Genomic DNA, 10,495 nt, shown 5'->3' on the forward strand with positions numbered 1-10,495 from the left:
GGTCTATCCCCTCACGGTCAGTCGTTCCTCGACGCAGGAGGCCAGGGCGGCGACCGACGCCTCCTCCTCCAGTTCGCGTCCCGTCAGCTCCAGCCCGAAGCGCTCGTTCACCTGGGCGATGATGCGGGTCATCGCCAGCGAGGTCGCGCCCAGGTCGAACAGGTCCACCCGGGGTGGCACCTCGTCGCGTTCGAGCACGTCCTCGGCGATGCGCTGCACGACCTTGGCGGCCGACGATGCCTGCGCGGACCTGGCCAGAGCGGCGCGGTCCGCCTTTCCCTGCGGCGTCATGGGGATCTCCGACACGATGTGGTAGGTGGACGGGCGGGCGTGCGCCGGCAGCCGGCTCGCGGCCCGCTCGGTGAGCTGGTCGATCAGGTCCGGCCCCGGATCGCCGTCCGGCACGACGAAGGCCAGCAGCCGCACGTCGCCCTCGCCGTAGTCGCGGTGGGCCACCACCGCGTGGGCGACCCCCGGATGGCCGAGGAGGCACAGCTCGATCTCCCTGGGCTCCAGGCGGAACCCGCGGACCTTGATCTGGTCGTCGGACCGCCCGAGGTAGGCGTACTCGCCGCCGGGCAGGCGGGTGACGACGTCGCCGGAGTCGTAGCGGCGCCCGCCGTCCGGCGCGACCCTGAACCGCTCGGCGGTCAGCTCGGGCCGGTCGAGGTAGCCGCGGGCCAGCCCGGGGCCCGAGACGTGCAGGTTCCCGGTGACGGCCGGGCGGCCGTGCTCGTCGAGCACGTCGAGGCGCAGGTCCGGGATGGGCACGCCGATCGGGCTCAGCTCCGGGTGGCCGAGGTCGGCCGCGCGGATGCGGCGGTAGGTCACGTGGACGGTGGTCTCGGTGATGCCGTACATGTTGACGAGCTGCGGGTGCTCGTCGCCGTAGCGGTCGATCCACGGGGCCAGCAGCTCGACGTCCAGCCGCTCGCCGCCGAAGACGATCCGGCGCAGCCGGTACGGCGACGGCTCCTCCTGCCGGGCGTCGGCCGCCACCAGGTGCCGGAACGCGGAGGGCGTCTGGTTGAGCACGGTGACGCCCTCCGCCACCAGCAGCCGGCGCAGCGACTCCGGCGACCTGGCCACCTCGGCCGGGACGATCACCAGCCGGCCGCCGTACAGCAGCGCGCCCCACAGCTCCCACACCGAGAAGTCGAAGCTGACGGAGTGGAAGAGCGTCCAGACGTCGTCGTCGCCGAAGCCGAACCACTGCTCGGTCCGCTCCAGCAGGCGCACGACGTTGCGGTGCTCGACCAGCACCCCCTTGGGCGCGCCGGTCGAGCCGGAGGTGTAGATGACGTAGGCCAGGTCCTCGTCGCGGGCCGTGGCCGCGGGGCGTCCCTCGGGCGGCTCGGCGTCGGCGAGCACGACCTGGCCGGGCAGCACGCCGTCCAGCCGGGCGGCCACGTCCGACGTGGTGACGACGGTGCCGACCCCGCTGTCCTCCAGCAGGTACGCGATCCGCCCCGCCGGGTAGCCGGGGTCGATCGGCACGTACGCGCCGCCCGCCTTGAGTATCGCGAGCAGCCCGGCCACCAGGTCGATGCCGCGGTCCGCGCACAGCCCCACCAGCACGCCGGGGCCGGTCCCCGCGGCCTGCAGCAGGCAGGCCAGCCGGTCGGCCCGGGCGTCCAGGTCTCCGTAGGTGATCTCCTCGGCGCCGCAGGTCACGGCGATCCGGTCGGGGGCCTTCGCGGCGCGCTCGGCGAAGATCTCGTGCAGGCAGCGGCCGGTCATGTCGCGTACATCCCCCAGTGGTGCGGGGTGAGCCCGGTGTCGGTCATGCTGCCGGGCACGAACATCCTGGCCCAGGTGCCGCCGCCGCGCTCGGGCGCGATGCGCTGCTGGAAGTACAGGTCCCGCACCTTCTCGTCCTTCACGTGCAGCGCCAGGACCTTGTAGTAGGTGCTCAGCGACTTCATGTGGATCAGCCAGTGGATGCGGTCGGCCGCGCCGAAGGCCTCCTCGTAGACGAAAACGGTGGCCTCGCCGGGCAGGTTCTCGTTGATGGACTCGGCGGCCTCGCGGGCGAACGTGCGTCCCTCGGACCGGAAGTCGTAGTCGAGCTGGGCGGTGCGGTGCAGCAGCAGGCCGCAGTTGCCCGAGTGGACGAGCTGCTCGTAGGGCTGCGGCACCTGCTCGCGGGCGCCCGGCAGGCCGGTGATCTCACCCTGTTCCAGGTAGACCTTGGACTGCTTCTCGCGCTCGCCGTCTACCGCGGTGCCGTACATGCCCCAGAACTGCGGCAGCAGCACGGTCTCGGTCATGCTGCCGTCGACGAAGATCTCGTCCCAGCCGCTTTCGGCGGTGTTGTCGCGGTACTCGCCGTCGGAGGTGCCCATGTGCACCATCTGCTCGTAGGCGTGCAGCGAGCTGAGGTGGATCAGCCAGTGCAGCCGGTCCTTGGTCCCGAACGTCTCCTCGTACAGGAAGACGCTGGCGACTCCCACCTGCTTGGCGGTCACCATCTCGGCCATCATCCGGGCGAACTTGCGCCCCTTGGCGTGGGAGCCGTTCCTGACCTGCGCGGTCCGCTCGACGATCACGCCGGCCGTGGCCGAGTTGATCAGATCCGCCGCGGGCACCGAGGTCTGCTGCTCGGCCGGCGGGATGACGGGATTCGGGTTGGTCATCGTTCCACTCCGTCTGTCGGCTTGTTCGTCACGCTAATGAGGGGCCGCCGTGCTGCCTGCTCAAAAGTGAGCAGGGGTCTCACAGCGGGATGTTGGTGTGGTCGCCGCGCAGCGGCACGGCCTTGAGCAGGGCCTCGGCGAGCCGCCGCCGGGTGCCGGCGGGCTCGATCACCTCGTCCACGACGCCGATCTCGACGGCCTTGCCGACGCCGCCGGCCTCGCGCTCGTGCTCGGCGACGAGCCGGCGGCGCAGCTCCTCGCGCCCGTCCCGCGGGCCGTCGCGCAGCTTCCTGCGGTGCAGGATGTCCACGGCGGCCTCGGCGCCCATGACGGCCACCTCGGCGGTGGGCCAGGCGTAGACCGCGGAGGCGCCCAGGGCGCGGGAGTTCATGGCGACGTACGCGCCGCCGTAGGACTTGCGCAGCACGAGCGTCACCCGGGGCACGACGGCCTCGGCGAAGGCGTGCAGCAGCTTGGCGCCGCGCCGGACCACGCCGTCCCACTCCTGCCGGACGCCGGGCAGGTAGCCGGGGACGTCCACGAGCACGACGAGCGGCACGCCGAGCGAGTCGCACATGCGGACGAACCGCGCGGCCTTCTCGGCCGCCGCCGCGTCGAGGCAGCCCCCCTTGCGCAGCGGGTTGTTGGCGATGACGCCGACGGTCCTGCCGGTCAGCCGGCCGAGCGTGGTGACGAGGTTGGGCGCCCACTTCGGGTGCAGCTCCTCGCCGGGGCCGTCGAGCAGCCGGGCGACGACGGGGTGCACGTCGTAGGCGCGCCTGGCGCGGTCGGGGAGCAGGCCGCCGAGCTCGGGGTCGTCGCGGGCCTCCCAGGGGCGCAGCTCGCCCTGGCCGCCGAGCAGGGTGGTGATCCGGCGGGCGGCGGCGATGGCGCCCTCGTCGTCCGGGGCGGTGAGGTGGGCCAGGCCGCTGCGCCTGCTGTGCGGGTCGGGGCCGCCGAGCCGTTCCATGTCGACGTCCTCGCCGGTGACCTTGCGGACGACGTCCGGGCCGGTGACGAAGACGCGCCCGCTCTCGCTCATGATCACCACGTCGGTGAGCGCCGGGCCGTAGGCCGCGCCGCCGGCGGCCGGGCCGAGCACGACGGAGATCTGCGGGACGGCGCCGGAGGCCCGGACCATCGCGGCGAACACCTGGCCCACGCCGTCGAGCGCGGTGACGCCCTCGCCCAGCCGGGCGCCGCCGGAGTGCCACAGCCCGACGACGGGCGCCCGCTCCCGGACGCCGAGGTCGATGGCCCGGACGATGCGGGCGCAGCCCTCGGCGCCCATCGCGCCGCCCATCCGGCCGGGGTCGGTGGCGTAGGCGACGGCCGGTCCGCCGCCGATGCCGCCTCGGGCGGCGAGCACGCCGCAGCCGTCGTCGCCGGGCAGCGGCCGGACGGTCCCGGGGTCGAAGAGCGCGCGGACCCGGTCCCGCGGGTCGCGGTTCATCCCCAGGTCACCGGGAGGGCGTGCACGCCGTACACGAACATGTCGGAGCGGAAGGGCACCTGGTCCAGCGGCACCGCGAGGCGCAGGCCCGGGAGCCGGGCGAACAGCGTGGACCAGGCGATCTCCAGCTGGGCGCGGGCCAGGAGCTGGCCCATGCACTGGTGGATGCCGAAGCCGAAGGACAGGTGCTCCTGCCGCTCGGCCAGGTCGCCGAAGCGGCCGAAGTCCAGCCGGTCCGGGTCGTCCCACACCTCCTCGTCGCGGTTGGCCGCGGCCAGCACGACGACCACGCCCTCGCCCTTCCTGATCAGCCGGCCGCCGACCTCGACGTCTGCGGTGGCCGCGCGGCGGGCGCCGTAGTCGATGACGGTCTGGTGGCGGATGATCTCCTCGATGGCCGCGGGCAGCGCCTCGGGGCGTTCGCGCAGCTCGGCCAGGCGTTCGGGGTTCTCCAGCAGCGCCACGGTGCCCACGCCGATCTGGTTGGCGATGGTCTCGTAGCCGGCCACCATCAGCAGCGTGGCGATGCCGACGACCTCCTCCCTGCTGACCTTGGCCGCCTCGCGGTGGGCGCCCAGGCGGCTGAGCAGGTCGTCGGCGGGCCGCTGCTCGCGCTCGGCGACCAGCCGCTCCAGGTAGTGGCGAAGGTCCTCGCGGACCTTCATGCGCTGCTCGGGCTCCACGTTGCGGTCGCCGATGACCTTGGTGGTCTCGTGGAAGTAGTCGCGGTCCTCGTACGGCACCCCGAGCAGCTCGGTGATGACCTGGGACGGCAGCGGCAGGGCCAGCGTCTGGACCAGGTCGGCGGGCGGCCCTTGGGCGGCCATCTCGTCGACGAGCGTTTCGGTGATGCGCCGGATGGCCGGGCGCAGCGCGTCGACCCGCCTGCGGTTGAACTCCGGCAGCAGCAGGCGGCGCAGCCGCGAGTGGTCGGGCGGGTCCATCCTGATGAAGGTGCCCGGCCCCGGAGGCTGCGAGGTGAGCCGGGCCGGGAAGCCGGGGGTGGCGAAGTCGGAGCTGAACCGGGCGTCGCCGAGCACGGCGCGGGCGTCCTCGTACCGCGTCACCAGCCAGACGTCGCTCCCGTCGAAGTCCAGCCGGACGCGCGTGATGGGCCGCCCCGCCTGCAGGTCCCGGTACTCGGACGGCGGATCCAGCGGGCACGTCCTGGGGATGGGGTAGGAGTCCATGCCAGCAGCCTCGCCCGCGCGCCCGCCCGCGTCTGCTCAACTGTGAGCAGGCACGTGCGAACAGGCACGGCGAGCGGACATGGCGAGCGGACATGGCGAGGGCGGGGCCGTGCACGGCCCCGCCACCCGGTTCGCCGGGGTCACGCCCTCGCGGCGCGCCCCTGGTTCGGTGCGGCCTGCTTGTCCGCCTTGCCCGCCTTCGACTTGCCCATCGACATGTCGCGCAGCGGCACCTCCTTCAGGAAGAGGCTGGCCACCAGGCCGATGCCGACCGCGATGGCGCAGGCCAGGAACAGGTCGCCCAGCGCGTCGGCGAGCACCGCCGGCGCGACGCCCTCGCCGCCCTGTCCGGCGACGCCGAGCCGGGACGACATGATCGAGCCGAGGATCGCCAGCGAGACCGGCCCGGCGATCATCCGCCAGAACTGGATCTGGCTGGTTCCGACGCCCACCTGCTCCATCGGGATCGCGCTCTGCGTGACGGCCGTGGCCATCGGGAACGCGATGCCGATGCCGACGCCGATGAGCACCATGGCGACGATCGGCAGGCCCTGGCCGCTGTCGGGCCCGACCGCCGACAGGATCAGCAGCCCGGCGACGATGGCGGCCATGGCGAACACGCCGAGCAGCCGGTAGCGCGGCATGGCCGTCATCGCCTTGCCGGCGATCGGGGCCATGAGCATCAGGCCGAGCATCATCGGGATCAGCAGCGTGCCGGAGTGGGTCGCGCTCACGCCGAGCACGCCCTGGTAGAGCAGCGGCACGTAGAAGGCCGTGCCCATCATGGCGAACGCGGAGAAGAAGGCCACCACGGCCATGACCGACACCTGGTTGCTGCGGAACAGCGCGAACGGCACCAGCGGGTTCTTGGCCACCCGCGTCTCGACGAAGTAGAACGCCACCAGCAGCACGGCGCCGCCGATCAGCAGCGCCAGCACCTCGGGCGAGGTCCAGGCGTGCCGGTCGCCGGTGAGCGTGAGCCCGATCAGGATCGGGACGAGCCCGGCCACCAGCGTCACGACGCCGGCGAAGTCGATGTCGCGCCAGCTCGCGCCGCTGCGCACGAACGGGACGCCGATCAGCACGGCGGCGATGGCGAGCAGCCCGATGGGCACGTTGACGTAGAAGACCCAGCGCCAGCTCCAGTTGTCGGTGATGAACCCGCCGAGCGGCGGCCCGATCACCATGCTGAGGCCGGAGAAGCCGAAGAAGACGCCCTGCATCTGGGTGCGGCGCTCGGGCGTGTAGACGTCGGCGAGCAGCGTGAAGACGTTGGCCATCAGCACGCCGCCGAACAGCCCCGCCAGCCCTCGCGCGCCGACGAGCTGGGGCATCGTCTGGGCCGCGCCGCACAGCCACGACGCCACCAGGAAGCCCGCCAGGCCGACGAGCAGCACCGGTTTGCGGCCGAACATGTCGCCGAGCTTCCCGGCGATCGGCACGACGACGGCGGCCGCGACGGCGTAGGAGACCCCCACCCACGCGTACAGCGACAGGCCGTGCAGGTCGGCGGCGATCCGGGGCATCGCGGCCCCCACCACCGAGACGTCGATCGACGCCAGCGCCAGGGCCAGGAGTGCGCCGATGGTGGCGAACAGCTGGCCGCGCGTACTCGAACCGGTTTGGTTCATGTCATCGCCTCCCTTGTTCTTGGCAGCCGTCCCACTTCTTCGCGGACCCATGCCGACTCCAGCCCACACGAAAGCGCCCCCCGGGTCTGCTCAACACTGAGCATCCGGCGAGCGCCCGGCTTCCTACCATCGGCCGCATGACGACGAACCCGGCAGAACTGGTCAGCGCCCGTCCGGGCGATCATGTGGCACTCGTCGTGGACGGCGAGCGCGAGCTGCGGGTGGCCGACTGGACCGCCCGGTCGGAGGAGCTGGCCGCCCGGCTGGCCCCGGTCAGGACGGCGCTGCGGCACGACGACTGGATCGAGCACGCCGTCGCCGCCGTGGCCGTGCACCTGGCCGGCGGCACCGTGCTCGGGCTGCCGCCCGCGCTGCCGGAGGACGAGGTCCGCGCCCGCCTGGCCGAGTGCCGGGTGGGCCAGGTGCTGCCCGGCCCGCCGGGCGACGCGGCGGGCACGCGGGACGACGACGTCGCCGAGATCCTCTACACCTCGGGCACGACCGGCCGTCCCAAGGCCATAGCCGTCCCGGTCGCGAACCTCACCTACGGCCACGAGGGCCGCGGGAAGCTGTTCACCGGCATCGACGGCGTGCTGGCCGCCGTCCCGCTGGGCACGAACGCCGGGCACAGCGCGCTGATGACGGCGATGACCGCCCCGGCGACCACGCACGTGCTGACCGACCTCGGGCCGGAGAACGTGGCCCGCATGCTGGAGAAGCTGCGGGTGCCGATGGCGATCGTCCCGCCGTCCACCGCGACCCGGATGGTGGCGCACGGCTGGCACGAGCGGTACGACCTGTCCGGCCTGCGGGCGCTCATGCTGGGCTCGGCGCCGGTGCCGATGGCCACGGTGGCCCGGCTCATGCGGGCGCTGCCGGGCGTGCGGATCGTCATCGGCTACGGCTCGACGGAGTCGGCCCCGGCCTTCGTGCACCGCCCGGTGGAGACGCCGCCCACGCCGGAGGACGAGGGGCTGCTGGGCCGCCCGAGCGCGGGCACCGAGGTGAAGGTCACCGACGCGGGCGAGATCTGCCTGCGCTCGGCCGCCCCCCGCCGCCGCTACCTGAACGACGCCGCCGCCGACGAGCGCACGTTCCGCGACGGCTGGACCCACATGGGCGACCTGGGCGAGCTGGACGGGGAGGGCCGGCTGCGCTTCTTCGACCGGGCCGCCGACGTCATCACCGCCGGCGGACGCCGGATCTCCTCGCTGCGGGTCGAGCACGCCCTGCACTGGCATCCCGAGGTGGTCGAGGCCGCCGCGTTCCAGGGGCCGCAGGGCGTCACGGCGGCCGTCGTGCTGCGCTCTGCCGTGCCCGAGGACGAGCTGCGCGCCTTCGCCGCCGCCCGGCTGGACCCGGCCGAGCGGCCGGCGCGGTACGTGGTCGCGAAGTCGCTGCCGCGCGGGCCGATCGGCAAGACGCTCAAGCGCGAGCTGGCGGGCTAACCGGCGGTGGCCAGCTCGTGCAGCTTGGAGACGGTCTTCCAGTTGCGGGCGGTGGCGGTGACGCCGAGCTTCTTCTCCCAGAAGGAGTAGGACAGCTTGGTGTTGCGCACCCCGTCGGGGCACCAGACGTAGATCTCCTTGCCGACGTGCTTGAACACGTCGGGCTTGAAGGCGTCGGGGTCGAGCGCCTTGATCGGCCCGGCGTCGGGCTTCTCCGACAGGAACGTGACCAGGTGCAGGGCGTCGTCGGCGGCGACGTCGCCGAGCGGGTTGGCCTTGAGGATCTCGCCCAGCTCGGCGCCCGTCCTGGCCAGGACGGGCACCGATACGCCGAGGTCGCGGGCGAGCGCGGCCTCGATCTCGGCCGCCGCCTTGCCGGGGGTCTTCCCGCTGGTGTAGACGACGTTGCCGCTCTGCAGGTGCGTCTTGACGTCCTCGAAGCCGAGGCCCGTCAGCAGTTTGCGGAGCTCGGCCATGCTCACCATGTTCCGGCCGCCGACGTTCACTCCGCGCAGCAGCGCCACCTGCCTGGACATGTCGCTCAACCCCTTCTGCCCGCCACCGCCTGGGGACGGAACTGCCTGATGCGCTCGACCAGATAAGCCGCGTCGTCCTTTACCCACCAGATGAGCGCCGAACCGTAGGAGTGCTGGCACTGCATGCCGAGGACGTAGAGGCCGGGGGCTGCGGTGACGCCGCGGTCCTGCGTGATGCCGCCGCCCTCGTCCACGACGGGCGCGTGCACCCAGGAGTAGTCGTAGCGGAAGCCGGTTGCCCAGACGACGGCGTCGACGTCGGCCGAGCGGCCGTCCTCGAAGCGCATCGTGCGGCCCTCGGCGTCGACCGTACGGCCCACGAGCTCGAAGCGGTGCCGCTTGGCCAGCTTCTTCAGGCTGGGCCCGACCAGGATCGTCTTCTTGTGCAGCCGGTCGCGCTCGCCCATCAGCGGCTTGGCGATCAGCCCGAACTTGTCGCCCCACCAGTGCAGGCCCTTGCCCAGGAAGCGGCGGCCGAAGTGCGGCAGCGGCGAGCCCTGCGACAGCAGCACGCGGCGGCCGGCGGCCAGCTCGGGCGCGATCTGGGCGCCGGAGTTCGCCGCGCCGACCACGACGACGGTCCCGCCCGGCACCTGGGACGGGTTGCGGTAGCGGCCGGTGTGCACCTGGTAGACCTCGGCGTCCAGCCTGCCGGCGAGCTCGGGCACCTTCGGCACCCGGTAGGCGCCGGTCGCGATGATCACCTGTGGCGCCTCGTACGCGCCCTTCGTGGTCTCCAGCCGGTAGCCGCCCTCGATCGGCTCCAGGGAGGTGACGCGGGTGCCGAGCCTGACCGGCAGGTCGAACTCCTTGCCGTACGCCTCGACGTAGTCGGCCATCTCCTCCTTGGTGGGGAAGCGGTTCTTCCCGCCGGGGAAGCGCAGGCCGGGCAGGGCACAGTACTCGGCGATCGTGAACAGCTCCAGGGAGTCCCAGCGCTGCCGCCACGCCTCGCCGAGCCGCGGTTCCTCGTCGAGGATGACGAAGGGGATGCCGGCCTGTTTCAGGTAGTAGCCCGCGACGAGCCCGCTCTGGCCGCCACCGACGACGATCACTTCAGTGTCCATGCGGCCATCGTCGCGCGCGGGCGCGAGGCGGTCTGCTCAACACTGAGCAGTTCCTGACATGCGAGTACGCGGGGCCCCCGGCCCCGCGTACCCGGCGTGCAGCGCCTACTTGAGGTTGTAGTTGAGGGTGACCTCCGCCGAGCCGTCGGTCTTGGAGACGTACCCTCCCTTGCCGCTCAGCCCCTTCAGCTCCTCCGTGCCGGAGTTCGGCACGACGGACCAGTCGGCCTTGGCCACGCCGCCGTCGAAGGTGCCCGTCGCCTGCAGCACGAAGGAGCCCTTCTTGCCGCGGACGCTCCCGACGACCTTCTGCAGGCCGACGAAGCTGGCCTCGGTGTCGCTGGCGTAGGCCATCAGGTACTCGGCCTGCCCCTCGCCTTCGATGTCGCCGGTCCAGGCGTTGGTGACGTGGGCCTGAGTGAGCTTGGGCTGGCCCTTCTTCTCCTCGTAGGGCTTCTCGTCCCAACCGGTGATCTGGTACGAGCCCTTACCTTGGGTAGTCATGTCAGCTCCCTTTTTTGCTCTCTTTTTCGC

General features: G+C 72.5%; 9 protein-coding genes. 1 reads left to right on the plus strand and 8 read right to left on the minus strand.

Annotated features, from left to right (window positions below; translation table 11 throughout):
- Positions 1-3: 3 nt before the first annotated feature.
- From ACIBQ8_RS42490 to ACIBQ8_RS42510, 5 genes are all read right to left on the minus strand, one after another.
- Positions 4-1,740, minus strand: a complete 1,737-nt coding sequence (locus ACIBQ8_RS42490) for an amino acid adenylation domain-containing protein (protein ID WP_397170843.1) — start codon at positions 1,738-1,740, stop codon at positions 4-6.
- Positions 1,737-2,636, minus strand: coding sequence for a DUF6039 family protein (locus ACIBQ8_RS42495; RefSeq protein ID WP_397170842.1), 900 nt, complete (start codon positions 2,634-2,636; stop codon positions 1,737-1,739). The genes ACIBQ8_RS42490 and ACIBQ8_RS42495 overlap by 4 nt, the downstream gene beginning before the upstream one ends.
- 79 nt (positions 2,637-2,715) lie before the next feature.
- Positions 2,716-4,089 carry an acyl-CoA carboxylase subunit beta gene (locus ACIBQ8_RS42500; RefSeq protein ID WP_397170840.1) on the minus strand — a complete coding sequence of 458 codons (1,374 nt, stop codon included), beginning with the start codon at positions 4,087-4,089 and terminating at the stop codon, positions 2,716-2,718.
- The gene (locus ACIBQ8_RS42505) at positions 4,086-5,279 is read right to left on the minus strand and encodes a cytochrome P450 (RefSeq protein ID WP_397194944.1); all 1,194 of its coding nucleotides are present in this window, start codon (positions 5,277-5,279) and stop codon (positions 4,086-4,088) included. Before ACIBQ8_RS42505 ends, ACIBQ8_RS42500 begins: the two co-directional genes overlap by 4 nt.
- Positions 5,280-5,419: 140 nt before the next feature.
- Positions 5,420-6,910 carry an MFS transporter gene (locus ACIBQ8_RS42510; protein ID WP_397194945.1) on the minus strand — a complete coding sequence of 497 codons (1,491 nt, stop codon included), beginning with the start codon at positions 6,908-6,910 and terminating at the stop codon, positions 5,420-5,422.
- Positions 6,911-7,047: 137 nt separating this feature from the next.
- Here ACIBQ8_RS42510 and ACIBQ8_RS42515 point away from each other — a divergent pair, with 137 nt between their 5' ends.
- Positions 7,048-8,358, plus strand: coding sequence for a class I adenylate-forming enzyme family protein (locus tag ACIBQ8_RS42515; RefSeq protein ID WP_397194946.1), 1,311 nt, complete (start codon positions 7,048-7,050; stop codon positions 8,356-8,358).
- On the opposite strand, the gene ACIBQ8_RS42520 is transcribed toward ACIBQ8_RS42515, so the two are convergent.
- The 3 genes from ACIBQ8_RS42520 to ACIBQ8_RS42530 form a co-directional block, all read right to left on the minus strand.
- Positions 8,355-8,894, minus strand: a complete 540-nt coding sequence (locus tag ACIBQ8_RS42520; RefSeq protein ID WP_397194947.1) for a DUF1697 domain-containing protein — start codon at positions 8,892-8,894, stop codon at positions 8,355-8,357. The genes ACIBQ8_RS42515 and ACIBQ8_RS42520 overlap by 4 nt on opposite strands.
- A gap of 5 nt (positions 8,895-8,899) precedes the next feature.
- Positions 8,900-9,961: a flavin-containing monooxygenase gene (locus ACIBQ8_RS42525; RefSeq protein WP_397194948.1), complete on the minus strand. Its 1,062-nt coding sequence runs from the start codon at positions 9,959-9,961 to the stop codon at positions 8,900-8,902.
- A gap of 105 nt (positions 9,962-10,066) precedes the next feature.
- Positions 10,067-10,465 (minus strand): DUF3224 domain-containing protein, encoded by a 399-nt coding sequence (locus ACIBQ8_RS42530; RefSeq protein ID WP_397194949.1) that lies wholly within the window; start codon positions 10,463-10,465, stop codon positions 10,067-10,069.
- Positions 10,466-10,495 lie beyond the last annotated feature (30 nt).

This window comes from Nonomuraea sp. NPDC049646, assembly GCF_044465525.1.
In the GTDB taxonomy this organism is placed as follows: domain Bacteria; phylum Actinomycetota; class Actinomycetes; order Streptosporangiales; family Streptosporangiaceae; genus Nonomuraea.

What these genes read in the sequence shown, in the direction of transcription:
- ACIBQ8_RS42510 (WP_397194945.1), bottom strand. Translation starts at nt 6,910, where the DNA reads ATGAACCAAACCGGTTCGAGTACGCGCGGCCAGCTGTTCGCCACCATC.
- ACIBQ8_RS42515 (WP_397194946.1), top strand. Translation starts at nt 7,048, where the DNA reads ATGACGACGAACCCGGCAGAACTGGTCAGCGCCCGTCCGGGCGATCAT.
- ACIBQ8_RS42490 (WP_397170843.1), bottom strand. Translation starts at nt 1,740, where the DNA reads ATGACCGGCCGCTGCCTGCACGAGATCTTCGCCGAGCGCGCCGCGAAG.
- ACIBQ8_RS42495 (WP_397170842.1), bottom strand. Translation starts at nt 2,636, where the DNA reads ATGACCAACCCGAATCCCGTCATCCCGCCGGCCGAGCAGCAGACCTCG.
- ACIBQ8_RS42500 (WP_397170840.1), bottom strand. Translation starts at nt 4,089, where the DNA reads ATGAACCGCGACCCGCGGGACCGGGTCCGCGCGCTCTTCGACCCCGGG.
- ACIBQ8_RS42505 (WP_397194944.1), bottom strand. Translation starts at nt 5,279, where the DNA reads ATGGACTCCTACCCCATCCCCAGGACGTGCCCGCTGGATCCGCCGTCC.
- ACIBQ8_RS42520 (WP_397194947.1), bottom strand. Translation starts at nt 8,894, where the DNA reads ATGTCCAGGCAGGTGGCGCTGCTGCGCGGAGTGAACGTCGGCGGCCGG.
- ACIBQ8_RS42525 (WP_397194948.1), bottom strand. Translation starts at nt 9,961, where the DNA reads ATGGACACTGAAGTGATCGTCGTCGGTGGCGGCCAGAGCGGGCTCGTC.
- ACIBQ8_RS42530 (WP_397194949.1), bottom strand. Translation starts at nt 10,465, where the DNA reads ATGACTACCCAAGGTAAGGGCTCGTACCAGATCACCGGTTGGGACGAG.